22 protein-coding genes are annotated in these 23673 nt (G+C 68.8%); 12 read left to right on the top strand and 10 right to left on the bottom strand.

Annotation, left to right across the window (positions count from 1 at the left end; genetic code table 11):
• Positions 1 to 3 precede the first annotated feature (3 nt).
• The 5 genes from AB0F86_RS05840 to AB0F86_RS05820 all read right to left on the bottom strand — a co-directional run bounded on the left by AB0F86_RS05840 (position 4) and on the right by AB0F86_RS05820 (position 4703).
• Positions 4 to 813: an enoyl-CoA hydratase-related protein gene (locus AB0F86_RS05840; protein ID WP_356982281.1), complete on the bottom strand. Its 810-nt coding sequence runs from the start codon at positions 811 to 813 to the stop codon at positions 4 to 6.
• A complete protein-coding gene (locus AB0F86_RS05835; RefSeq protein WP_356982279.1) occupies positions 810 to 1823 on the bottom strand; it encodes a TIGR03617 family F420-dependent LLM class oxidoreductase in 1014 nt (337 codons plus the stop codon). Before AB0F86_RS05835 ends, AB0F86_RS05840 begins: the two co-directional genes overlap by 4 nt.
• Before the next feature lie 97 nt (positions 1824 to 1920).
• Positions 1921 to 2505 (bottom strand): TetR/AcrR family transcriptional regulator, encoded by a 585-nt coding sequence (locus AB0F86_RS05830; protein WP_357171634.1) that lies wholly within the window; start codon positions 2503 to 2505, stop codon positions 1921 to 1923.
• Positions 2506 to 2559: 54 nt separating this feature from the next.
• The gene (locus tag AB0F86_RS05825; RefSeq protein WP_356982276.1) at positions 2560 to 3588 is read right to left on the bottom strand and encodes a phosphotransferase family protein; all 1029 of its coding nucleotides are present in this window, start codon (positions 3586 to 3588) and stop codon (positions 2560 to 2562) included.
• A complete protein-coding gene (locus tag AB0F86_RS05820; RefSeq protein WP_356982274.1) occupies positions 3588 to 4703 on the bottom strand; it encodes a hypothetical protein in 1116 nt (371 codons plus the stop codon). The genes AB0F86_RS05825 and AB0F86_RS05820 overlap by 1 nt, the downstream gene beginning before the upstream one ends.
• A 125-nt stretch (positions 4704 to 4828) precedes the next feature.
• Here AB0F86_RS05820 and AB0F86_RS05815 point away from each other — a divergent pair, with 125 nt between their 5' ends.
• The 3 genes from AB0F86_RS05815 to AB0F86_RS05805 are packed head-to-tail and all read left to right on the top strand — an operon-like array spanning position 4829 to position 7646.
• On the top strand, positions 4829 to 5437 hold the full coding sequence (locus tag AB0F86_RS05815; RefSeq protein ID WP_181696218.1) for a TetR/AcrR family transcriptional regulator: 609 nt from the start codon (positions 4829 to 4831) through the stop codon (positions 5435 to 5437).
• A complete protein-coding gene (locus AB0F86_RS05810; protein WP_356982272.1) occupies positions 5434 to 6984 on the top strand; it encodes a hypothetical protein in 1551 nt (516 codons plus the stop codon). Before AB0F86_RS05815 ends, AB0F86_RS05810 begins: the two co-directional genes overlap by 4 nt.
• On the top strand, positions 6981 to 7646 hold the full coding sequence (locus AB0F86_RS05805) for a DUF305 domain-containing protein (RefSeq protein ID WP_356982270.1): 666 nt from the start codon (positions 6981 to 6983) through the stop codon (positions 7644 to 7646). Before AB0F86_RS05810 ends, AB0F86_RS05805 begins: the two co-directional genes overlap by 4 nt.
• Before the next feature lie 85 nt (positions 7647 to 7731).
• Here the strand turns inward: AB0F86_RS05805 and AB0F86_RS05800 are convergent, their stop codons facing one another.
• A complete protein-coding gene (locus tag AB0F86_RS05800; protein ID WP_356982269.1) occupies positions 7732 to 8976 on the bottom strand; it encodes a helix-turn-helix transcriptional regulator in 1245 nt (414 codons plus the stop codon).
• Between the two features lie 206 nt (positions 8977 to 9182).
• On the opposite strand from AB0F86_RS05800, the gene AB0F86_RS05795 reads away from it, so the two are divergent.
• The 3 genes from AB0F86_RS05795 to AB0F86_RS05785 are packed head-to-tail and all read left to right on the top strand — an operon-like array spanning position 9183 to position 14251.
• A complete protein-coding gene (locus AB0F86_RS05795; RefSeq protein WP_356982267.1) occupies positions 9183 to 10193 on the top strand; it encodes a hypothetical protein in 1011 nt (336 codons plus the stop codon).
• Positions 10194 to 10215: 22 nt separating this feature from the next.
• Positions 10216 to 12600, top strand: coding sequence for a glycoside hydrolase family 3 C-terminal domain-containing protein (locus AB0F86_RS05790; protein ID WP_356982266.1), 2385 nt, complete (start codon positions 10216 to 10218; stop codon positions 12598 to 12600).
• Positions 12601 to 12640: 40 nt separating this feature from the next.
• Entirely contained in the window at positions 12641 to 14251 is a 1611-nt protein-coding gene (locus AB0F86_RS05785; protein WP_356982264.1) for an MFS transporter, read from the top strand.
• Positions 14252 to 14271: 20 nt separating this feature from the next.
• On the opposite strand, the gene AB0F86_RS05780 is transcribed toward AB0F86_RS05785, so the two are convergent.
• Entirely contained in the window at positions 14272 to 15012 is a 741-nt protein-coding gene (locus tag AB0F86_RS05780; RefSeq protein WP_356982262.1) for a GTP-binding protein, read from the bottom strand.
• Positions 15013 to 15134: 122 nt separating this feature from the next.
• Here AB0F86_RS05780 and AB0F86_RS05775 point away from each other — a divergent pair, with 122 nt between their 5' ends.
• From AB0F86_RS05775 to AB0F86_RS05750, 6 genes are all read left to right on the top strand, one after another.
• The gene (locus AB0F86_RS05775) at positions 15135 to 15581 is read left to right on the top strand and encodes an OB-fold domain-containing protein (protein ID WP_356982260.1); all 447 of its coding nucleotides are present in this window, start codon (positions 15135 to 15137) and stop codon (positions 15579 to 15581) included.
• Complete coding sequence (locus tag AB0F86_RS05770) at positions 15574 to 16776, top strand: lipid-transfer protein (RefSeq protein ID WP_356982259.1); 1203 nt, start codon at positions 15574 to 15576, stop codon at positions 16774 to 16776. Before AB0F86_RS05775 ends, AB0F86_RS05770 begins: the two co-directional genes overlap by 8 nt.
• Before the next feature lie 164 nt (positions 16777 to 16940).
• Positions 16941 to 18770, top strand: coding sequence for a hypothetical protein (locus tag AB0F86_RS05765; RefSeq protein WP_356983735.1), 1830 nt, complete (start codon positions 16941 to 16943; stop codon positions 18768 to 18770).
• Complete coding sequence (locus AB0F86_RS05760) at positions 18770 to 18961, top strand: hypothetical protein (RefSeq protein ID WP_181696471.1); 192 nt, start codon at positions 18770 to 18772, stop codon at positions 18959 to 18961. The genes AB0F86_RS05765 and AB0F86_RS05760 overlap by 1 nt, the downstream gene beginning before the upstream one ends.
• A complete protein-coding gene (locus AB0F86_RS05755; protein WP_308017127.1) occupies positions 18958 to 19326 on the top strand; it encodes a hypothetical protein in 369 nt (122 codons plus the stop codon). The genes AB0F86_RS05760 and AB0F86_RS05755 overlap by 4 nt, the downstream gene beginning before the upstream one ends.
• A complete protein-coding gene (locus AB0F86_RS05750; protein WP_356982258.1) occupies positions 19323 to 20651 on the top strand; it encodes a hypothetical protein in 1329 nt (442 codons plus the stop codon). The genes AB0F86_RS05755 and AB0F86_RS05750 overlap by 4 nt, the downstream gene beginning before the upstream one ends.
• Here AB0F86_RS05750 and AB0F86_RS05745 read toward each other — a convergent pair.
• From AB0F86_RS05745 to AB0F86_RS05735, 3 genes are all read right to left on the bottom strand, one after another.
• Positions 20620 to 21009 (bottom strand): ferredoxin family protein, encoded by a 390-nt coding sequence (locus tag AB0F86_RS05745; protein WP_356982256.1) that lies wholly within the window; start codon positions 21007 to 21009, stop codon positions 20620 to 20622. The genes AB0F86_RS05750 and AB0F86_RS05745 overlap by 32 nt on opposite strands.
• Positions 21006 to 22592, bottom strand: coding sequence for an FAD-binding protein (locus AB0F86_RS05740; RefSeq protein ID WP_356982255.1), 1587 nt, complete (start codon positions 22590 to 22592; stop codon positions 21006 to 21008). The genes AB0F86_RS05745 and AB0F86_RS05740 overlap by 4 nt, the downstream gene beginning before the upstream one ends.
• A gap of 62 nt (positions 22593 to 22654) precedes the next feature.
• Positions 22655 to 23590: a TauD/TfdA family dioxygenase gene (locus AB0F86_RS05735; RefSeq protein ID WP_356982253.1), complete on the bottom strand. Its 936-nt coding sequence runs from the start codon at positions 23588 to 23590 to the stop codon at positions 22655 to 22657.
• Between the last annotated feature and the right edge of the window lie 83 nt (positions 23591 to 23673).

Below are 23673 nucleotides of genomic sequence, written 5' to 3'. Positions count from 1 at the left end.
AGGTCACGACGGCGTTCGGTCCTGGCACTCGCTCGACAACGCGGACCAGACCGGGGCGCGGTGGTCGAGCCGGGCGCGCATCCCTTCCACGGCATCGTGGCTGCCCATCACGCGCAGGTGCAGTTCGGTTTCGAGCTCGGCGACCCTGGCGGGGCCATAGCCGTGGATCGCGGCGTCCCACAGCAGTCGCTTGCTCGCTGCCATCGATGTCGGCGAGGCGTAGGTGGCCATGTCGGTGGCCATCGTGAGGGCGGCGGGCAGTACTTCGGCCGCGGGCAGGCACCGGCTGGCGAGGCCGAGCCGGACCGCTTCGACGCCGTCGAAAGTGCGTCCCGACAACAGGATGTCGGCGGCGACGGACATCCCGGCGACCTTGGCCACCGTCCAGTGCGCCATCGCGTCGGGCACGACACCGAGGCGCACCTGGGGAATGGCGTAGCGGGCGTCGTCGGCGACCAGACGGATGTCGGCCTGCATGGCAAGGGTCAGCCCGATGCCGATGGCGTGTCCGTTCACCGCGGCGATCACCGGCTTTCGCAGGGTGAAGGCGGGCGGGTCGACCGGTGAGGCGGAGAAGGTCGCGCGATCGGGATCGTCGAAGGTGGCCGTTCCGCCGCCCAGGTCAGCTCCGGCGCAGAAGGCCGGGGCGGCACCGGTCAGCACGATCACCCGGACCGCGGCGTCGGCATCCAGGTCGCGGTAGGCCCGGCCGAGCGCGTGACCCATCGCGGCGGTGAAGGCATTGCGGCGCTGCGGTCGATCGAGAGTCACCACGGCGACGCCGTCGCAGATCCCGATCCGGACGCCGCTCATACGACCTGCAATGCGGTGACCAGGTCCCTGATCTGCGCGTCCGGAGCGGTGTAACCGGGGAAATAGCAGCAGATCCGGTCGGCGACCCGGCCGAAACGTGCCACGATCTGGTCGGCGCATTCCTCGGGCGTGCCGTAGACGGCGAGCGTCCGCAGCATGTGGTGGTCGATCAGCTCCGTCATCGGGCCGACCTGGCCGCGCTTGGACAGCGCGTTCAGTTCGGGCTGGAGTTCACCCCATCCTTCCACCTCGAGGACCGGGCGGTAAGCGGGGGTCGATCCGTAGAAGGCGAGCAACCGCCGTACCCCGACGGCGGCGGACTCGAGCTCGCGCGGCGTCCGGCCCATCGCGACGATCACCTGCGGGTAGATCGCCAGGTCGGCGGCCGCACGCCCGGCTCGCTCGAGCCCTTCCTCGATGGCGGGCACGGTGCGTTCGGCGAAATGGCGTGCGCTGTTGAACGGCATGACCAGCAGCGCGTCGGCCACCTCGGCCGCGGTTCTGGTCATGATCGGGCCGAGCGCGCCGAGGCAGATCTGCGGCACCCCATACGGATTAGGGCCGGGATCGAAGGTGGGCGGCATCAGGGTGTGCCGGGTGAATTCCCCTTCGAAGCGCAGCGCGGTCCCGTTCTGCCACGCGTCGAGGACCGCCTTGACCGCTCGGACGATCTCGCGCATCCGTGCCGCGGGCCGCGACCACTGGCCGCCGTACCGCTTGTCGATGTGCGCGCGAGTCTGCGAACCGAGTCCGAGCCGGAACCGGCCACGGCTGAGCAGGTGCAGATCGTAGGCCGCGTGCGCCAGGTGCAGCGGGCTACGTGGCAGTGCGATGGCGACATTGGTCATGAGGTCGACAGGTTCGGCACCGCCGGCCGCCAGGATCAGCGGCAGAAACGCATCATGGGGACCTTCGAAGGTGAACAGGCCGTCGGCGCCACACGCGGTCAATTCGGCAGTGCGGGAGACGACTTCGTCGGGGCGGGCGTCGAGCTGGAGATCGACCTTCATCGGTCCGCCGTGAACTGCGGAAGCACTGCGATCATAATTACATAGTAGCATGTAACGTTATGGCGCGACCAGGGGAGAATTCGCCGCGAGCGACGGTTCAGCGCGGGTTCACGAGCACGTACAGCGCGTCCGCCATGCGCGTCACGAACCGCTCGGCGTCTTCACCGCCTCGCGACAGCGCGTGGAATGTCGTTGTCCCCGCGAGGATCTCGAAGACCAGCTCCGGATCGACGCCGGGCGCGAGCCGACCGTCGTCGACCGCCCCCACGAGCAACTCGGCGAAGGCCTTGCGTACCGGCGCACCGATCGCCAGCAGCCGTCGCCGCGCCTCTTCGGTCTGCGAGTCGGCCAGCAGACCCGGCACTCCGGCGCGCGCCGCCGGGCTGTCCGCGCGGGCGAGAAAAATGCGCACCCAGGTCGCCAGGTCGGCACGCAGATCGCCGGTCGGCTCCGGCGGCGCGTACGCGCCGGGACCGTGAATGGCCTCCTCCAGCAAGGCCTGCCGAGTCGGCCAGCGCCGGTAGATCGCCGGTGTGTTGACGCCGGCGCGCTTGGCGATCGCCACCACCGTGGTCTGCGGATACCCCACCTCGGCGAGCAGCTGCCGGGCGGCGATGAGCACGGCGAGGTCTTTGTCGGCGTCACGCGGCCGACCGGGTCGCGGCGAGGATTCCGAAGTCACCATTACATACTAGACTGTAACGTTATTCGGCGCTGCCGCGACCCGTGACCACAATCAGTCCTCGGCCAGCAACTGCTCGATCCGCTGGACACAGAACGCCGTCACATCGACCTCCGGCGGCAGCTGCAACCGGTGCGCCATCCGCAGCAGCGGGATACTGAGCAGGGCCGCCGCCAGAATCTCGTTGTAGCGCAGGTTGCGCACCTTCATCCCACTGCGTTCCTCGTAGCGGGCGATGGTCTGCTGCCTGGTCGGTGTGCCCGGAAGCCGTTCGGTGCCTTGGAATTCCGAACACGCCCAGTCGAGGAACAGCATCCAGGCGAGGTCGGCTTCGTGGTCGCCGATGTAGGAGATCTCCCAGTCGAGCACGCCGACAACCCGGAATTCGGTGTCGTAGAGGATGTTCGACATGCGTGCGTCACCCCAGCACAGCGTGACGTGGTCGGGTTCGTACGAATTCGCGCGTAGCCAGTCCACCGCACGGCGCAGCGCTGGTGGCGCGGTGGTCGACGCCCAGTCGAGGGCGGCGCCGACGTAGCCGACTATCTGATCGAGTGGTTTCGTGCCGAATTGCGGGAACGCCAGGAAGTCCAGATTCAGGGTGCGCCAGTCGAGCTGGTGGATCTCGGCGATGGTGTCGACGCAACCCCACCACATCTTTTCCCGCTCGGCGGGCTCGGCATCGAAGTACAGTCCGGCCGAATGATAGGACGGCAGGTCACCGGGCGCGCAGCCCTCGATCCGGTCCATCACGAAGTACGGGCTGCCGAGCGCCTCGGTGCCGCGATCCAGCCAGCGGACAGCGGGTACCGGCAGGCCGGTGCCCGCGAGCCTGCGCATGACCAGCACCTGCCGGAGCAGGTCATAGTCGGGAAACAGCGCGACCTCGGGCGGGCGGCGCAGCACCAGCGACACCTGCTCGGCGTCGTCGCGTTCCAGGTCGAACAGGAACGTCTCGGTCGCCAGCCCGCGCGGGCTGGCCGTCCAGTTCGATACCCGGGCGGAGCGCGCGTCGGGGAACTCCTCGCGCAGGACGGGCACGACGGCGGTCGGCAGGTCTGCTGCTGTGGGTCGAGCGGTCATCAGTAGCCCTCGTACCCGTAGCGGGCGTTGCGGCCCATGAACACCATCTCCACCAAGCCGTAGCCGACCTTCCCGTCACTGCTCTCGACCTTGCAGAAGGTCTCGGTGAGCATGCTGACCTGCCGCAGCTCCCCGGTATCGGCCAGGTCGACGGTGAAGCCGTCGCTGTAGGACTCGCCCTTCCAGATACCGGAGGCGTAACCGCGGTACATGTCGTAGCCGGCCAGGCCCGGCCAGAAATCGTGTAGCGCCGTCACGGAGAAGGTGCGCACGTTGCCGTCGGCGGCGGTCGTGGTGAACGCGCCCTCGGTGACGATGCGGAAGTCGTCGCGGAACTTCAGGTCATGGGTGACGCCGATGATCGGCACGGTCGGCGCCTGCGCTTCGATGGGCTGCTGGATGGAGCCTTCGAAGTGCCAGCGTTGCCCGTCGGCGGTCTCGCGCTGGGCGAAATGGACCAGCTCGTCGTCGAACTGGAAGATGCCCATGAAGTACAGGACACCGTCCGGGATCTCCGAGGGCTGCAGACCGCTGCCCTCGCCGAGGCTGCCGCCGCCACCGCCGTGCCTGGTGCCCCACGAGTGATCGCGACCGAACCACCAGGTGCTCGGGTCGATGTCGATCCGCTGACCGTCGACCTCGAGCCAGCCGGAGATCTCACCGTTCTGGTAGTAGCGTCGCGCGTCCTCGCGGACGCGCCCGCGGGTGCGGAAGAACGCGGGTTCCTGCTCGTAGGCGGGGAACTGACCGCTGAAGTTCAGCTCGAGGCGCAGCCCGTGCTCGTTGTCGCCGAGGCTCGCGTGAACCCCGCGCAGCGGCTCGGTGATCTCGTAGCGGTAGGGGCCCACCTGCCAGGCGCCCAGGTCGTCGTACTTGCCGCCGATCTCACGCGACAGGCGCGCCACATGCGCCTTGCCGTCGATGGTGACCATCGCGTAGGCGTCCATGACATTGCGGTTGGGGTAGCGCGCCATGCCGGTCATGACGCTGACCCGGCCGGTGGTGTCGAAGCCGTAGAGCACGACGCGCTCGGTCCAGCGCAGGTCGCTCTGGACGACGTGGTCGAAGGTCGTCGGCAATTGGTGGCACAGCAGTTCGTCCTGGGGAGTCAGCATGGGGATCCTTCACGAGTGGGGGGGTGGAACAGGTTTCAAGTTAGCGAATTCAAATACACCATGTAGCGTTTTTAAAAAGATCCGATCTCGGCTACGCTCTGCCGACGTCGAAGGAGGAGTGATCGGTGACCGAACAGATCGAGAACCGCCAGGGCCGCGGTCGTCCACGGGACCCACAACTGGACGAGCAAGTGCTGCGCGCCACGCAGGAATTGCTGGTAGAGCAGGGTTTTCAGGCCACGACGATTCAGGGCGTCGCGCGCCGCGCGGGCGTGGTCGCCACCTCGATCTACCGTCGGTGGCCGAACAAGATCCACCTCGTCGAGGACGCGATCTTCGCGCTCGACACCGGGGTGGTCCCGCAGCCCACCGGTGACATCCGCGCGGACCTGCTCGCCTGGACCCGGCTGTTCTTCACCGCCGCCACCCATCCCGCGGCCCGCTCCGGCATCCCCGGCCTGCTCTCGGCCTACCACGACGACGAACAGAGCTACCGGCGACTGCGCGACCGCGGCGAGGGCATGGCGCGAGTCGCGTTGCGCGCCACCATCGATGCGGCCGTCGAAACCGGCCAGGTCTCCCCTGCCTGCGATCCGGACCTGCTCTTCGAATTCCTGCGTGGCGCGACCCTGCTGCGCGCACTAACCCGAGGCGACGAGGACGGCGAACACTTCTGCCGCCAGACGGCCGCGGCCCTGGTCACCCTCGCCCTCCATCACGAAAGTACGGAATGAGAACCCTTTATCGACGTCTGCTCGTCGCCGCGGCCGCCGCGTTGCTGGTCCCCGCCGCGATCGGCATCGCACAACCGGACTCCTCGGGGAGGGTGCTGGAGAGTCGCGACATCGCCGACACCGCTGTCGCCCGGGCTGCCTGCACCGGCGACGCGCTTCCCGAACCCGGCTTGCAGGGCGACGTGCCGGCCGCCGACCGTGACAGCGGCCGCAGCACCCAGGGCTACCGGTGCAACATCACCCGCATCGGCGGCTACGCGGGTCGCGGCGCGGGGATCACCTCGACGCAGTTCGACCACTGCGTCTATCTGGGTAGCTTCTTCCCCGGCAACCTGCTCGGCCCGGCGCAAGGCGTGCAGGTGATCGACGTCGCGGATCCGGCGAATCCGGTGCTCACCACCACGCTCACCGAACCCGCGATGCTGGCCGGAACCTGGGAGAGTCTCAAGGTCAACTCCGAGCGAAAGCTGCTGGTCGGCACCGGGGTTCCCGCGTTCACCGGCGCGGGGCTGATCTCGGTCTACGACATCTCCGACTGCGCGCACCCGCGTCTGCTCAACCCCGGCCCGGGCACCGATCCGACCCTGCCGGTGCAGATCACGGCGCACGAGGGCGGTTTCTCCCCCGACGGCCGCACCTATTGGGCGTCCGGGGTCGTTCCCGGCATCGTCAGCGCTGTCGACCTGACCGACCCGGCTCTGCCCCGCGTGATCTGGCAGGGCATGCCCGGCAAGTCCATGCACGGTATGGGCCTGCGCGCCGACGGCAACCGGATGTATCTGGCCGACAACATGGGTGGGCTCACGATCCTCGACACCTCCGCCGTGCAGCGGCGCGATCCCGACCCCCAGGTGCCGATCATCGCCCAGCTCACCTGGACCGACGGCTGGGCGACCCAGCAGAACGTGCCGGTCACCTACAACGGCGTGCCGTACCTGTTCAGCGCCGACGAGGCGGGCTCCGGCGGCGTGAAACTCATCGACATCTCCGACGACACCCAGCCGCGCGTGGTGAACACGATCAAGCTGGAGATCAATCTTTCGCAGCACCGCGACAGCGCGATGGCCTCCAGCATGGGTGGGTCGCTGTTCGCCTACGACGCCCACTACTGCTCCGCCGACCGGCCGGTGAATCCCACCGCGCTCGCCTGCGGCTGGATCTCCTCCGGCATCCGGGTGTTCGATGTGCGCGATCCGTTCCAGGTGCGCGAGATCGCCTACTTCAACCCACCGGCACGCACCGGCCAGAACAGCGAGTTGTGGAACTCCCCGCACGCTCTCGCCTCGATCATCGGTGTCCCGCTGCTCAGCGCGCCGTCGGTGATGCAGGCCGTCGAGTCGGGCGCCTTCGATCCTGAGCAGGCGACCAGCTCGCGTACCGGCGACGTGGCCTTCGGTGACCTGTCCACGGACTGGTGCTTCTCGGCCCCCGAATGGCGTGGCAACCAGCTGTGGGCCGCCTGCGCCGACAACGGCCTGCTCACCCTGGAATTGGCACCCGAGGTGTACACCCCGCCCGCCGACCAGCGCTCGACCGTCGGCTCATGAGCGAGCGAATGCCGACACGCGATGTGTCCGCCGCGGTCGGTTACCGACGAAGTACGCCGCGGGTGGTGCTCGGTGCCGCCACGTCGATCCTGCTCCTGCTGGTGATCGGCGCGGCCCTGCGACCGCTCGTGGTACCCGAGATCCCCACGGCCGCACCGGTATTGACATCGACCGAGATCGGTTTCGTGCAGGACATGACCGGTCACCATCAACAGGCGCTGACCATGGTCGAGCGCCTCGCGCCCGACGTCGACCCCGCGGTGCGGCGACTGGCCGACCAGATCGCCGACGCCCAGCGCCTCGAGATCGGCATGATGCTCGGCTGGCTCCGGCTGGCCGGTACGACCCCGACCAGCGCGCACCCGATGTCGTGGATGCCCACCGGTCACCGGCATGCCGGCGCCACGACGATGCCCGGCATGGCCACTCGCGCCGACCTCGACGCCCTCGCCGTGGCCCGGGGAGCCGAGGCGGAAATGATGTTCCTGCGCCTGATGTACCGCCATCACCAGGGCGGCGTCGCCATGGCCCAGGCCTTCGACGAGCTGTCCACCGGCGGTCCGGTCGAGCAGGCCGCGCGCGACATGATCAGCACGCAGAGCCAGGAGTCCGGAATCATCGGTCTGCTGATCGCCCGGTACGGTGCGGCCGCGACGGGCTGAGTCGGCTGGATGCGCGGTCTGCCGGTCGTCACCGGCTTCGCTGACGGTTGCCGCGTAGACCCGGCACTGACGCCGGACACCGCGCTCACGAATGCGTGACCATGTCGCGGATCGCAGCGCGGACCTCGACGACAGCGGGGATGGCCGCGAATTCGACCGACTCGTGCAGGAAGTCCGAAAGCCGGGCGGCTGTGCGGCCGGTCGGACCCCGGTTCAGCGACAATGCCGGACCGATCTCCTCGACCGCGCGTTCGGGCTCGCCGAGCATCAACCGCAGGCGAGCCGAGGAGATCGCGGCCATCTCCGGTGTCAGGACTTCCCGCGACAGCGGCGGGTGGACATCACCGAAGGCGATGCGGGCCAGGTCGGGGCGAGTCGCGATGAGTTGACGGTAGCTGTGGCCGAGCAGCCGCGACTGCTGCCCCGGCCCCGGCCAGTCGCGACGCGGTCCGAGGAGCATGCCGATGGCGGCCGCGGTGAGGCTGCGGTCGGCGGCATTGTCAGCGGGGGCGGCCTCGGCGGCTTCACCACGGCATTCCGCCGCGACGACGATCGCGCGCTGGAACGCGGCCTGCTCGCCGAGAATGCCGTTCGCGTAGGCCTCGAGCTCGGCGAGGGCGACCCGCAACAGGGGTGTCGCGGTGCGGCGCGACAGATACTGTGCGAGCTGAGCCACCTCCAGTCCTTCCGCGGGCCTGCCGCTGTCGAGGAGCTGCCAGGTCGACTCGGTGAGGATCGCGGCGGTCAGCACCGGGTCGCCTGCGGCGTGGGCCAGCCGCGCGGCATCGACCGAGTACCTGCGCGCGGCGGCGACGTCCTCCACATCCCAGCTCATGGCGGCGGCGATGTCGGCCAGTTCCGCACCGATCCGGAGTGCGCGCCCATACCGGTTCGAATCCGAAAATTGCTGCAACCGAGGCAGATTCGCGCCCAACCACGCCGTGACGGCACGGCGCGGCGCCTGCCCGTCGCCCCACTGCCTGCCTCGCGCCCATATCGCCAGCTGCTCGGCGGCGGCCAACTCGGCGGCGGAGAAGGTCGGGTGATCGGCGCGCGCGTACGTGGCGGGTGGTAGCAGCAGCGACCGCAGCTGGGTGGGCAGGTCGTCGAGCTCGCCGACCGATTCGACGGTCAACCGGTCACGCAGGTGATCCAGCGACGTGTGCAACGCCGACGCGTAGGCGTCCACGTGCTCGGCGCGCACCGCGCGCGCACCGGTCTCGAGCTGACCCAGATACGGCTTGGAGTAGTTCGTGCGAGCGGCCATGCCCTGCAGACTGATCCCGGCGGCTGTCCGCGCGACGCGCAGCGCCGAGCCCACTTCGCTCATGCGCGTGCCGCACCGGCGCTCGGCCGCGCCATGCGGATGCGCGCCCGCACATCATTCGCTTGTGCGAGGTTCGCGACTGGGATCGGCTTTCTCATCACCTCGACGATACGTCCCCGGTCTCGCCGCGCGCGGGGTGTCTGCAAACCGTCTGCAAGACGGCGCGGCCCGGCCTCGCGCAGCGGTTGGTCTCCCTATCGTCCGAGATCGTGAGCAACAAAACTGTCCTGTCCGGTCGGCGCCCGCGCAATGGTGCGCGGGGCGCGCTGACCTCTCTCGCGCTGATCGTCGCCGCGGCGACCGGGGTGGTGCCGGCAGCGGCGGCGCCGTACCGACCCGCCGCACCGCTCGAAGCCACCTATCACGCGCCCGGCCCGTGGGTGGTGGCCCAACGAACCGGTGTCGACTGCTGCACGTCCACCGGCGACAGCTACGACATCTGGTATCCGGCCGACCTCGGCGCGGGCGGTGTGGTGCATCCGGTGATCACCTGGGGCAACGGCACCATGGCCCACCCGCGCGAATACGCGTACCTGCTCTCGCATCTCGCGTCGTGGGGATTCGTGGTCATCGCCGCCGATCGCACCGACACCGGCACCGGTGCGCAGATGCTCGACGCGGTGCGCTACCTGAGCGACCAGAACGGCGACCCGAACAGCGTCTTCCACAACAAGATCGACACCGACGCGGCCGGAGCCACGGGCCATTCGCAGGGTGGGCTCGGCGCGATCAACGCGCTCACCCGCGGCGGCGGCCTCGTCGACACCGCGGTGACCCTCGAGATGCCGATGGCGGCGGCCTGCGCGTCGCTGCCGACCGTCGACGGCCAGAGCGCCTGCATCGATCCCACCGCGGTGACCTCCGGCTCGGTCCTGCTGGTGAACGGTACGGCCGACGGCATCTCGCCGGCCACGCAGGCGCTCCCACCCGAGGTGATCGGTTTGCAGTCGATGCAGGCGTACTACGACGCGATGCCCGCAGGCGTACCCAAGGCCCGCGCCGCGGTGGTGGGCGCCCACCACAACGACGTCCAGGGCCAGCCCGACTGCACCAACTTCGGCTGCACCGAGGGCGTGCACCGCTATCTCGGCTACCTGACCGCCTGGTTCATGGACCGGCTGCGCGGCGATCAGGTCGCCCGAGGCGCGTTCCTGGCAGGCACCGGCGAACTCCTGCACAACCCACACTGGTCCGATCAAGCCAGCACCATCACCCGCTGACCGACGAAAGGCTGCATCTTCCATGGAAGACCACATCGAGAAACTGCTCACCGAGCTGGATCTGGACGGCAAGCTCCGGCTGATCTCCGGTGCGAGCCTGTTCCGGATGGCAGGCGACCCCGCTATCGGACTCGCCGAGATGCCGGTGTCCGACGGGCCGTCCGGGGTGCGTGGCGAGAACTGGGACGAACGCGACCCGTCGGTGAGCCTGCCCTCCGGTACCGCGATCGCCGCCACCTGGGATCCGGCGCTGCTCACCGAGATCGGCGCCCTGATCGCCGCCGAGGCCCGCCGCAAGGACGTCTACGCGGTGCTCGGCCCGACGATGAATCTGCACCGTTCCCCGCTCGGCGGCAGGCATTTCGAGTGCTTCTCCGAGGATCCGCTGCTCACCGCCGAGATGGCCGACGCGTACGTGCGCGCCGTGCAGGCGCACGGCGTCAGCGCGTGCCCGAAACACTACGTGGCCAACGACTCCGAGACCGACCGCTTCACCGTCGACGTCCGCGTCGACGACCGGGCACTGCACGAGCTCTACCTCTACCCGTTCGAACGCACCGTCGAAGCGGGCGCCTGGATGATCATGGACGCCTACAACGCCGTCAACGGCACCACCATGACCGAGAACCCCCTGCTCGACGAACCGCTCAAGGGCACATGGGGATTCGACGGCGTGGTGGTGTCGGACTGGATGGCGGTGCGCAGCACCGAGAGCGCGGCGAACGGAACCGACCTGTGCATGCCGGGCCCGCCGCACCTGTGGGGTGAACCGCTGGCCGCCGCCGTGCGCGCCGGCGAGATCGCCGAGTCGGCCGTCGACGACAAGGTGCGCCGCATCCTGCGCTTCGCCCAGCGCGTGGGTGCGCTGAACGGAACTCCGCAGCCCACCCCGGTTTTCAGCGACGAACAGGCACAGGATCTGGTCCGCCGGGTCGCCGCGGAGGCGATGGTGCTGGTCCGCAACGACGGTGTCCTGCCGCTGGCACCGGACACGACCATCGCCCTCCTTGGCCCGTCCGCGGGCGAACCACGTTTCCTCGGCGGTGGCAGCGCCACCGTCATCCCCGGGCATACCAGCACCCCGGTGGAGGGCCTGACCGGGCGCCTGCCGATAACCCACACCGCGGGTGTCCATTTGTCCGAGGACCTGATTCCCGCCCCGGTGACGATCATGACCGACCCCGAGACCGGCGAACCGGGCCTGTCCGCCCGGTACCTGAAGGACGGCACCGTACTCGGCGTCCAGCACCGCACCACCAGCCGTCTCGTGCTGCTCGGTGAACCGCTGGCCGCGCAGTCGAACGCGATCGAGTTGCGCACACGTCTGCGCGCGGATATGGCCGGCGACTGGCAGATCGGATTCGGCGGCGTCGGCCACGTCCGGCTCGACATCGACGGCGAGACCGTGCTGGACGAGAACGTGACCCTGGAATCCGGCGACCCGGCGGCAGCGCTGCTCGACCCGCCCCAACGTCACGTGACCCGCACCCTCGCCGCAGGCGACGAGGTCGAGGTGCGGCTCGTGACCAGCATTCAGGACGCGATGCCGGGCCTCGGCATCATTCTCGGCGCCACCCTCGGCATCCGGCGTCCGCAGCGTGACGACAACGAGGAGTTCGCGGCCGCGATCGAACTGGCGCGCGCCGCCGAGGTGGCCGTGGTGGTGGTCGGCACGACCGAGCAGATCGAGAGCGAGGGCATCGACCGCACGTCTTTGCGGCTGCCCGGCCGCCAGGACGAACTCGTCGCCGCCGTCGCCGCGGTCAACCCGCGCACCGTCGTGGTGGTGAATTCCGGTGCGCCGGTGGAGATGCCGTGGCGAAACGAGGTCGCCGCCGTGCTGCTGTCGTGGTTCCCCGGCCAGGAGTTCGGCGCGGCACTGGCCGACGTGCTCACCGGCACCGCCGAACCCGGTGGCCGGCTGCCGACCACCTGGCCCGCGACCATCGCCGACGTTCCGGTCCTGAACACCACACCCGTCGACGGCGTCCTCGACTACGCCGAGGGCATCCACATCGGCTACCGCGCGTGGTTGCGCGCGGGCACCGAACCCGCCTACCCCTTCGGCCACGGCCTCGGCTACACCACGTGGTCGACCGACGACCTCGTCGTCGACGGGCACACCGTCTCGATCACGGTGACCAACACCGGAGACCGCGACGGCAAACATGTCGTCCAGGCCTACCTCGCACGCCCCGACAGCACGGTGGATCGGCCGGTGCGCTGGCTGGCAGGCTTCGCCGCCGTCACCCTGGCCGCGGGCGAGTCGCGCACCGTGTCGCTCGACCTGCCCGACCGCGCCTTCCAGCACTGGGGGTCCGACGGCTGGGAAACAGAACCCGGCGAATTCACCGTGCACGTAGGCACTTCCGTCACCGACCTCCCCCACACCGCTTCCCTCATCTGACCCCAGCTCGACCTGCTCGACCGAACAACGGAGCGTGGCCATGTCCACCAGTACCCCTCGACTCGACAAAGACGACCACAACGACACCGGACGGCTCGACGGAGCCTCGCGCACCAGGATTTTCACCGTGCTGGCGGTGATCGTCCTGTTCTCCGAGATCGCCCCGATGCAGTACACGATCGTGGCGGCGGCGTTACAGAAGATCGCGCCGAGCTTCCCCGGTGTCGGGGCCGACATCAACTGGGCCATCATCGTCTTCGGGTTGATCGGCGCGGCCGCGTCTCCGTTGATCGGCAAGATGAGCGACGTCTGGGGCAAGAAGCGGATGTTCCTCATCTGCGGTGCCCTGTTCGTCATCGGTTGCGTACTCGACGCGACCACCTCGAACTGGGCGGTCTTCCTGTTCGGTCGCTGCCTGCAGGCCACCGCCATCGCCACCGCGGTCATCGCCTACGGCCTCATCCGAGACCTGCTGCCGCGCACCATGATTCCGTTGGCGCTCGGGCTCACCGCGACCGGCTTCGGCGTCGCCTCCATCGCGGGTCCGGTCCTCGGCGGCTACCTGGTCGACAACCACAGCTGGCGCGCCATCTTCTGGGTGCTGGCGGCGTTCACCCTGGCGATGCTGCCGCTGGTCTGGTTCATCGTGCCCGAGTCCGAGCTGCGGGTCCCCGAGCGGATCGATATCGTCGGCGCCGCACTGCTGTCCGGAGGTGCCGCACTCACCTTGATCTACGTCGACAAGGGCCACGACTGGGGCTGGGCGAAGCCCACCACGCTGCTCTGGCTGGTCGCGGGCATCACCCTGCTCGTCCTGTTCGTCGTCATCGAAAAGCGTGTCGCGACACCGATCATGAACATGGAGTTGCTGTTCCACCCGCGCGTCGCGCTGGTCCTGGCCGGGGCGCTCCTGGCCTCGCTTCAGATCGGCATCGTCTCCTACGCCATCGCCTACATGGCCCAGACTCCACCGGATTCCGTCGTCACGGCTGGGATCGGGCAGTCGACGGTGGCCGAGATCCAGCGCCTGACCGGTCAAGCGGTACCGCTCGACGCTGTGCGCGTCGCCCTCGATCCCGGCTACACCTACGGCAGCGGGTACTCCCTGCTCGAGTTCGCGGTCCGGATCGCCCTGCTCGGTTCGGTGATCACGATGATCTTCGGGGCGGTCGCGGGTCTGCTGGCCAAGCGAATCGGTGCCCGGCTCCCCCTGATCGTCGCCCTGATCATCTTCGCCGGTGCGGGCATCGCGTTCGCGCTGCTACCACTGACCACCACCAACTTCCTGGTCGTGAACTCGATCTTCAGCGTCGGCTTCGGCATGTACTACGCCTGCATGCCGATCCTGCTGGTCGAGGCGGTGCCGCAGGAACAGCAGGGCGTAAGTCTCGGCATGCTCGGGGTCATGCAGTCGATGGGCGTGGCGATCGGCCTGGCCGTCGTCACCGCGTTCCTGCACAACAACGGCATGAGCGCCCTGGTGAGCGTGGGCGGCCTACCCCAACCGGCGACCCCGCTGCCCGACCTGTTCGGTGACCACGGCTACCGGCTCGGTTTCTGGGTCTGCGCGGCGGCATCCGTGCTCGCACTCTCGCTCGCGCTGGTGATGAAACACGGCCGCGCCCCGGCCACCGGAGGCGCCGCGCACTGACCCGGACACGCCCTCGGCGATCAGTAGTCGAGGGCGTGTTCCGGCTGGCAGACGAACAGGGGTGACGGTAGGTAGCGGACGACGGCGTCCAGGAGGGCGGCGATGTCGTCGCTCGCGCTGGGTGCGTCGCAGAGGATGGGGACCACGTCGCCGTTGCGAGTGCGACGGCGGATGCGGTTGTGCAGGTCCCGCGCCGAAAGGGAGTCCGCGGAGTCCGATTCGGTCAGCGTCTCGACGAGCGCGCGGTACCAGCACCCGGCGGACTCTCCACGGCTACCGGCAGCCTCGAGCGCCGCGGCCGACACCAGATCGAGGACACCGTCGAAGCCGTCCCCGGTGCCGACCGGGACCTGCAGTGCCAGCGGTGCTGCCCCGCGGGTGTCGGCGATCGTACGAACGCAGCGGTCGAAATCGGCGGTGGGTCGGTCGAGGCCGGTGACCAGGCACAGGCGGGCGACCTGATGGTCGTCGGCGACTCGCAACATGGTTTCCAGCCGTGGGGTGCTGTGCGCGGCGGCGTTCACGACCACGACGACTCCGTCGGCTACCCGAATGCAGCGTTCCAGGTCGGCGATGAGCGCCTCGTTCGACGGCGCGGCGACGCGAATCGTGTGCTCGGCACCGTCCGTCGACCAGCGGACGGTGTCGTCCGTGTCGCCGAAGCACCGGCGCAGACGGTGGGTCAGCCGGGTCGCCCCGGCGGGATCGCCGACGATCGTGACATTGCGGATCGACTGCGGGTCAATAGCTTTGGTGCCCATCGCGCTGCGGTACTCCAGATCGACGTCATCGCATCCTCGACGCGCTCACCGTACCTCCGCCCGAGCGGCGCCGGATCGGAATTCCGCCCCAAAGTAGAACGTGTTCCTATACCGTCGGCCACGTGCAGAAAGAACAACGCCCCGCCGTGGCTGACTGGTTCACTGCGGACGACGGCCAGGTACGCCTCAAAGGAACCCGCTGCAACGACTGCGGCACGCCGTACTTCCCGAAGAACACGCTCGCCTGCCGCAATCCGCAGTGCACAGGCACCCACGACGGCTCCGAGCTCGTCGAATACCTGTTCTCCACGCGCGGGCGGATCTGGTCGTACGCGGACGCTCGGTACAAGCCGCCCGCGCCCTACGTCTCGGCCGATCCGTTCGTGCCCTATGTCGTCGCGGCGGTGGAGCTCGAGGTGGAGCAGATGGTGATTCTCGGGCAGGTCGTGCGCGGTCTCACCGTGGACGACCTGGCCGTCGGTATGCCGGTCGAACTGACCGTCGGCACGCTGTACGAGGACGACGACGCCGAGCACACGGTGTGGATGTGGAGGCCGGTCAATGACTGACACGAACGATCGCGACATCGCCGTCCTCGGCGCGGGCATGCACCCGTGGGGCAAGTGGGGCCGCAATTTCGTCGAGTACGGTCTGGTGGCGGCGCGTGCGGCGCTGGCCGATGCCGGGTTGGACCACCGCGACGTCGGCTACATCGCCGGCGCCGACACCATCCGCAACGGTTACCCCGGCTTCGTCTCGGGTGCGACGTTCGCGCAGGCGCTCGGTTGGTCGGGTGCGCAGATCTCGAGCAGCTATGCCGCGTGCGCCTCGGGTGCGCAGGCCATCGCCAACGCGCGGGCCCAGATCCTGGCCGGACTGTGCGAGGTCGCGCTGGTCGTCGGCGCGGATACCACCCCGAAGGGGTTCTTCCAGCCGGTCGGTGGCGAGCGCCGCGACGACCCGGACTGGTTGCGCTTCCATCTACTCGGCGCCACCAACCCCATCTATTTCGCGCTGTACGCCCGCCGCCGGATGGCCTTGCACGGCGCCACCCTCGACGACTTCGCCGCCGTCAAGGTGAAGAACTCCAGGCACGGCCTGAACAATCCGAACGCCCGCTACCGCAAGGAGGTCTCGGTCGAGGAGATCTCCGCCTCGGCGGTCGTCTCGGACCCGCTGCGGTTGCTCGACATCTGTGCGACCAGCGACGGTGGCGCCGCCCTGGTGCTCACGTCGGTGGACTACGCCCGCCGCCACGGCATCACCGATCCGGTGCGCATCTCCGCGCTGTCGACGGTCACGCCGACGTTCCCCAAGACCGTGCTCGATCTGCCGGATTTCTCGACGGATTCGGCGGTGGCCGTCGAGCCGCCCTCACGCACCTTCCGGTCGGCCATCGCCCACGCCGCCTACGAGGAGGCCGGTATCGGTCCCGAAGACCTGTCCCTGGCCGAGGTCTACGACCTGTCGACGGCACTGGAACTGGACTGGTACGAGGACATCGGGCTCTGCGAGACAGGCGAAGCGGAGGCTCTGCTGCGCAGTGGCGCGACCACCTTGGGCGGACGGGTGCCGGTGAATCCCAGCGGCGGCCTGGCCTGCTTCGGCGAGGCCATCCCAGCCCAGGCCATCGCCCAGATCTGCGAACTCACCTGGCAACTACGCGGTCAGGCCGAGGGCCGCCAGGTCGACGATGCCCGCGCGGGCATCGCGGTGAACCAGGGCCTGTTCGGCCATGGATCAGCGATCATCGCCACACGCTGACCCACGGCGTCGTTCCCCGCGGCGCGCAGGATCGGATCCGCGACCTGCGCGCGTGGGGTATCGGCACCGCGCGGAATTCGGGATACTGTTCGTTACCCCATCGACCGGGCGCTTCGACCCATCGGAGGACTGCCGTGTCCACAGCGATATCCGCTCCGTCGACGATGCCGGTCGCGCAGGGCACCGAAGGCGGTGGCGCCGCCCTCGATCAGGTCGCGCTCATGACCGGTGCGGCCGCGGTGATCGGTGCGGTGCTGCTGTGGGTGGCCTACCTGCACCGGACCCGACGCATCACCTGGCTGCAGCGGCTGGCCGACTTCAGCGGGCGCATCATGAACCGGCCGGGCTGGGTGGCGCTCCCGATCGCGATGTTCCTCGCGACCATCTTGACGGCGTTTCTCGGCTTCATCTGGGATGTGAGCCTGCACGTCGGCAAGGGCCGCGACGCCGGACCGCTGGCCAACCCGGCGCACTACTTCATCCTTGTCGGCCTGTTCTTCCTCTTCATGGCGGGCATGCTTGCCGTCATCCTGCCGCTCGACGAGAAGCCGGGCCGGGCCGCGGTGAAGATCACCCGCGACTGGTACGCCCCCGTGGGCGGCATCCTGATCGCCGGTGCCGGTTTGTACGCGCTGATCGGTTTTCCGCTCGACGACATCTGGCATCGGCTGTTCGGCCAGGATGTCACGCTCTGGGGGCCCACTCACCTGATGCTCATCGGAGGTGCGGGCCTGTCGCTGGTCGGCGTGTTGCTGCTCGAACTCGAAGGCCGGTACAACCGGCCCGACCCCGCGCGCATCGACGGCCGGGTGTTGTGGGCGGTTCAGGCCTTCGCTTTCGGCGGCCTGGTGATCGGGCTGTCGGTGTTCGGCGTCGAATTCGACTTCGGTGTGCAGCAGTTCCGGCTGGTGCTGCAACCGATGCTGATCGTCTTCGCCGCGACGATCGCCCTGATCTCGGCGCGGCTCACGCTCGGCCCGCTCAGCACGTTGCTGCTCGTGGCCTTCGCCTTCGGTGTGCGATGGGTCGTCGCGGTCCTGGTCGGCACCGGATTCGAGGCGCCGCGCAATGTGTTTCCGCTCTACCTCGGTGCCGCGGTCGTGGTCGAACTGCTGGCTCTTCTGCCGTTGATCCGGCGACCACTCTGGTGGGGCGCGCTGGCCGGGCTCGGGGTGGCGACGGTAGGCATCTGGCTCGAATCGCTGTGGATCGAGCGGATGTTCGTCAATCCGTGGGTCGCCGGGATGTGGCCCGAACTGCTGGCGATGGCGGTGCCGGTCGGTGTGGCGGGCGGTGTGATCGGCGCGATGCTCGGCACTGTGCTGCGCGGCGAGCCATTGCCCAGTCCTGCGGTGCGGCGCGGACTGGTTGTCGCCGCGGTGGTGATCGCCGCCGCGGCCACCACGAACGGGCTGATCATCCGGGTACCGGAGAACGCGTCGGCGGCGGTCGTGCTCACCGACGCCGAGCCCGTGCGGGGCGGACGGATGGTCACCGCCGACATCCGGCTCTCCCCCACCGATCTGGTCGGTGCCGATCCGGAATGGGTGGAGATCCTGGCCTGGCAGGGCGGTACCGGTGACGACAGTCCAGGCCACGGCCTGGTCGTGGACAAACTGCGTCGCGTCGCCGACGACCACTTCGTTTCCACCCGCCCGGTGCCCGTGCACGGCACCTGGAAAACGGTGCTGCGCCTGCAGGACGGGCGCATGCAATCCGCGCTGCCCCTCTTCATGCCGCTCGATCCCGGCATCGGCGCCGCGGAGGTGGCCGCGCCCGCGAGCTTCACGCGGCCGTTCGTCGAGGAGATCTCGGTGTTGCAGCGCGAGCGGTCCTTCGACCATCCGTCCTGGCTGATCGGCCTCGCCGGCCTGGTGGTGCTGGCATGCAGCCTGGCCTTGATCGCGGCGATGGCGTGGGGCTCCGCGCGCGTCAACGATCGCTATCTGGCGGCGGGCAGCACACCGGATCAGAAGGCAACGGTCGACACGTGATCCGCCAGGAGAACGTCGACATTCTCGCCGACCACTCCCTGCTGCTGGCGATTCCGGCCTTCCTGCCCGCGGTCGCGCTGGTCGGGTTGGTGTTGTTCATCGCGATGCGCGATCGGCGCGCGGAGAGGCGCGAAAACGAAGGCGCCGGAACTGAATCCACGCAGACCGACGGCAGTGAGGAGAATCCGTGAGCACTCGTCGACTCGGGTTCGGTCTTGTGACGGTCTCCGTGGGTGCGCTGCTGATGGGCTGCTCATCGGGCGAGCCGACCGTCGAGCCGGTGGCGACCGCACGCACCATCGACATCCGGATAGCCGACGGCGAAGTGTCGCCGGTCAATACGCGCACCGAAGCAGAGGTCGGGCAACGCATCGTGTTGCGGGTCGACAGTGACGCCACCGACGAACTGCATGTCCACTCCGCTCCCGCGCACACCTTTCCCGTCGCCGCGGCCGCCGGCCAGGAGTTCGAATTCACGGTGGCGGTTCCGGGCCAGGTGGACATCGAACTCCACCACCTCGGGCGGACGGTGACGACGCTGCTGGTCCGGCGTTGAGCCCCCTCGCCCACGGTCTCAACGGTGCCGCGGACCTGCCGATTCCGCTCACGTACGCCCTGGTCGGTGCGGCGTGGGCGCTGACCTTCTCGTTCGCGCTGCTGTTCGTGGCCTGGCGTCAGCCGCGACTCGACCCGGAGTCGCCGGGATGGCCGCTACCCACGCCGGTGCGGCTGATGATCGACGCTCCCGTGACTCGCGGCATAATTTCCGCGATCAGCGTGTTGTCGACCGTGTGCGTGCTCGTCATCGCGGTGTTCGGTTCCGCCGATCCGGCCCTTAATCCGGTTCCCGGAGTGCTGTATATCGGCGTCTGGGTCGGGGTGATGGTGGCGTCGCTGCTGATCGGACCGGTCTGGAAGGTCATCTCCCCGATCAGGGCGATCCATCGATTCGGCTGTCTATTGCTGCGGCGCACGCCGGAACACGGAATTATCCGCTATCGCGAGGAGTGGGGAAACCTTCCCGCCGCTGTCGGCCTGTTCTCCTTCGCGTGGCTGGAGTTGGCTTGGCGCACACCGGGTTCGGTGGCCTCGGTGCTGACCTGGCTGATCGGCTACCTGGTCGTCACCTCGATCGGACTCGTACTGTTCGGCACCGTGTGGGCAAAACGCGCCGACCCGCTCGAGGTGTACAGCACGCTACTGGCGCACCTGAGTCCGTTCGGCCGCGACCGCGCGGGACAGCCGGTGCTGCGGATGCCGCTGAACAATCTCGCGGGAACCCCCGGGCTCGCCGGATCGGTAGCGGTCGCCGCGACATTGCTCGGATCCACCGCCTTCGACAGCTTCTCCACATTCCCGTGGTGGCGCGAACGGGTCGACAACCTGGCCCCGGTGGTCGACCCGACACTGGTGCGCACGGCCGGGCTGCTGGTCTTCATCGGGATCGTGGGCGGACTGTTCTCCGTCGCCGCACGCGCCACCGGCGGTGTCTCCTCCGCCGAACGCGCGCTGCTCCCACGGCGGCTGGCGCTCAGCCTCACCCCGATCATCGCCGGTTACCTTGTCGCCCACTACCTCACGTTTCTCGTCGAGAAGGGACAGGCGACGGTGCTGCTGTTCGCGGACCCGCTCGACCGTGGCTGGAATCTCGCGGACCTGGCCGATCGAGACGTTGCCTACGTGCTGTCGAGCCATCCGAGTGTGCTCGCCACCTGCAAGGTGCTCGCTGTCCTGATCGGCCATATCCTCGGCGTCGCCGCCGCACACGACCGATGCCTGCTCCTACTCTCCCCTCGTCACCGGCTGACCGGCCAGTTGGCCTTGATGCTGACCATGGTCGCCTTCACCTTCACCGGGCTGTATCTGCTGTTCGGGGGTTGAGGTCCGATCCGCTCCCGGCCTCTCCCCGGGTGAGTCGCGGCGGTGGAGCACCGTGCGGCAGGGGCGGTCCCACCGCGAGCAGAGCACCCGGTGTTCGGCCATTGCCCCAGCCCAGCTTCTCGCGGTACCGGCCGATGTGTTCGGTCGGCACGGACGCCGACGCGAGCGGCGTGGCATCGGGTGCCACATAGAGCGCGTCGGCCGGGCAGTAGGCCTCGCACATGAAGCACGTCTGGCAGTCGGATTGCCTGGCGATGACCGGAATGCCCGACACGGTCCGGTCGAACACGTCGGTGGGGCAGGCGAGTACGCATTTGTCGCAGCCGATGCAGTCCTCGGCGCGCAGCAATTCGATCACAACGCCACCGCCTGACCGGTGTTGCGAGCGGCAGCGGTGCCGGTCCACGGGGTGTCGAGTCCCCCGGAGATCACGTGATGGTGCTGGGCGGGGTCGGTGCGGGGGTGATCGGCACGTTTGCTCATGCCCCGGGTTTCGGTTCGCGACAGGGCCGATCGGTACATGAGCCTGCCCACCGCGGTGATCGCCACGGCCTGGCGTGCCCGCACCCGATCGCTGCCGGTGACGCTCAATTCCGCCGCGGCCACGTCCCACAACTCGTCGAGACGGCCCAGGGCGGCGCGCAGCCGGTCGCCGTGACGCAGATAGTTCTTCTCGAACGGCATCAGCTCGCGCTGCGCCGCGCTCACCAGTTCGGCCGCGGTCAACGAGCCGGACCCGGCCGTGCGCAACCCGACCCGACCCGCACCGACGACCTCGCCCTGTCCGGATGCCGATCGCGCGTACCGTGCGGCGCCCGCGCCCGCCCAACTACCCGACGACATCGCCCACGCCGCATTGTGGCTACCGCCGCCGGTGAACCCACCGCAGATACGCTCCCTGGTGGCGGCGTCGCCCGCGGCGTACAGGCCCGCGACGCTGGTGGCGCAGTCGTCGCCGACCACGTCGATTCCGCCGGTGCCGCGCACCGTTCCCTCGGCGAGCAGATCGATCTCGAAGCGCTGGGTGAACGGGTCGATCCCGCGTCGATCGAACTGCAGGAAGAAGTTCGGCTGACCCACCCGCATCTGCGCCTGCACGGTCGCATCCGCCCGATCGAGCTGGGCGAACACCTTCTGGTGCAGCAGGTTTCGTGCGATCACCGATCGTCCGCGGGTGGAGCCCGCGTCCTCGATCACCCGGCCGTCCTCGCCGAAGAAGGTGGCGTAGCCGTAGTAGGCGGTTTTGGTGATCGTCGAGCCTTTGGGCACGATCGCGTAGGCGTTGGAGAATTCCATGCCGGAGAACCTGGCGCCCACTTCGGCCGCCATCAACGCGCCGTCACCGGTGTCGACATTGGTGCCGAGCGCACCGGACAGGAACGCGCAGCCGCCGGAGGCCAGCACCACCGCGCCCGCCGTGATGCGGTAGTCACGATCCAGCTGGCGTTGCCGACCCGCCGCACCGCGCACCGCACCCGACTCGTCGACGAGCAGTTCAAGAGCAGGCGAGTGATCGTGGATCTCCACTCCGATGCGCTTGAGCCAGGCGCGCATCCGGCGCATGTACTCGGGGCCCTGCACACCGGTGCGCAACTGCTGCCCGGTCACCGGGTCCACCGGGAACGGATAACGCCCTTCGACGGCGAGCCGGTTCATATTGGCATAGGTCTGGTCGAGGACCCGATCCATCCAGTAGTGGTCGGCGAGATGACCGCCCAAGGCCTCGCGGGCCGCCTTCGCCGACGCCCGCGCCTGCGCTTCCGGCGCCACGTACCAGACTCCCGTGCCCGACGGTGCCGTCGCGCCGCTGGTTCCGCAGTAACCCTTGTCGACCAGAATTACCCGCGCGCCCGCCTCTCTGGCGTGGATCGCCGCCCAGGCGGCGGCCGGACCGCCGCCGATCACCAGAACATCCGTACTCGCGGACCAGGTTTCGCTCATCGCAGTCGATCTCCTGTCGAAAGCCGGTGCCCGGCCCGCAGACCGGGCACCGGAGGGGTTTGTCAGACGCCGGTGAACTTCGTGCCGGCCACCCAGGTCGACGCGGCACCGTCGACGCCGACCGGGACCTCACCCTCGAGGGTGGTGCGGTAGAGCACACGGGTGACGTCGAGATGGTTGAGGTCGCTCGGTGCCAGATGCGCGGTGGCACGGTTGTCCCAGAACGCGATACTGCCTGCCGCCCAGCGGAATCGGACGGTGTAGGCAGGCTGGGCGATCTCGTCGAACAGCAGGTCGAGCAGGGCGTCGCTCTGGCGAGGGGTGAGGCCGATGATCCGGGTGGTGAAGCCGGGGTTGACGAACAACACCCGCTCCCCGGTCGCCGGATGCACCCGCACGACCGGGTGTTCGGTCACCAGCGGCGACGCGGCGGTCTTGCGGGCGTAGTCGCTGTCGGCTTCCCACGGTGGGATCCGGCCGCCGAATCGGTGCTCGGCGCGCAGCCCGTCGAGGAAGGTGCGCAAGGATTGCGGCAGACCGGCGTAGGCGGCGGCCAGGTTGGTCCACTGGGTGTCGCCACCGTGCTCGGGGGCGATCTCGGCCCGCAGAATCGAGGCAGCGGGCGGGTTGATCAGCGGGGAGACATCGGTGTGCCACTGGTTGGTGTAGCTGAACTTCTTGCGGCCGAACCGCTTCTCGTACAAACGGCTGTCGACGGCGAGGATCTCGGGGTACTCGGTCGGTGCGTCGTCGTCGTAGGGGTGCGACGGTGTCACCGCGCCGAACCGCCGGGAGAAGGCGATCTGCTCGGCGTGCCCGATGTGCTGATCGCGGAAGAACAGCACCTTGTACCGGTGCAGTGCCGCGGTGAGGTCCGCGACGGTGGCGTCGGTCAGGTCGGCGCGCAGGTCGATGCCGGTGACCTCGGCGCCGATGTGCCCGGCGACCGGGGCGATCTCCAGTGCTGTCGCGCTGCGAGGGCTTTCGATGGTGGTCATATCCATGGTCCTTCAGGAGAAGCTGGGGGTGGCAGGTGCTCGTGGTCGCCGACAGGAACTGCTCACCACACGCATGAGCTCCA

The sequence above is a fragment of the Nocardia sp. NPDC023733 genome (assembly GCF_040639775.1).
Lineage (GTDB): Bacteria > Actinomycetota > Actinomycetes > Mycobacteriales > Mycobacteriaceae > Nocardia > Nocardia rosealba.
The sequence above is the reverse complement of the archived record's forward strand: the minus strand, read 5'-3'. Positions and strand labels throughout refer to the sequence as shown.